Genomic DNA, 726 nt, shown 5'->3' on the forward strand with positions numbered 1-726 from the left:
TAGTTCCTGGTGGGTATGTTGAGCCATCTGGTTTCTTAGGTGTTACTGTAACGTCACCTGTCTTAGGATCTTTATCCAACTCTACTGTTGGTGTCTTACGAGCTGGTGTTGTTACATCCACTGGTTGTGATGGTTTCTTGTTCGGTTCGGTTACTGTTCCTGTACCTGGGACATCTTTCTTAGGAAGCTTGTCATTTGGTACTTCACCTGAACCGTTGTCGCCGATTGTGACTTCGATTGGTGTGTTGTTTTCACCTGGAATCACTACCTTGCTGCCTGATGGGTAAGTTGAGCCATCTGGTTTCTTAGGCGTTACTACTGCATCACCATTTGGTTTGCGTGTGATTTCAATCTCACTTGGTGTTTCAGTTGTTGGGGTATTTGGTGTTACCTTACCTGGTGTTGTTACTGGAACTTCAACAGCTGGTTTACCTGGTTCTGTAATCTTACCTGTACCTGGAACTTTACCGTCTGGTAATTCACTGTTTGGTACTTTACCTTTACCGTCTTCACCGATTGTTACGGTGATTGGGTTACCATCTTTACCTGGGATTTCTACCTTAGTTCCTGGTGGGAATGTTGAGCCATCTGGTTTCTTAGGTGTTACTGTAACGTCACCTGTCTTAGGATCTTGTTCAACATCTACTGTTGGTGTCTTACGAGCTGGTGTTGTTACATCTACTGGTTGTGATGGTTTCTTGTTCGGTTCTGTTACTGTTCCTGTAC

The 726-nt window shown here is 44.2% G+C and carries 1 pseudogene; it reads right to left on the minus strand.

The annotated features are described in order from the left end of the window. Positions 1 to 726: pseudogene (locus QM469_RS10540) on the minus strand (hypothetical protein); the annotation flags it as partial.

The sequence above is a fragment of the Streptococcus infantis genome (genome assembly GCF_047464215.1).
GTDB lineage: Bacteria > Bacillota > Bacilli > Lactobacillales > Streptococcaceae > Streptococcus > Streptococcus infantis_P.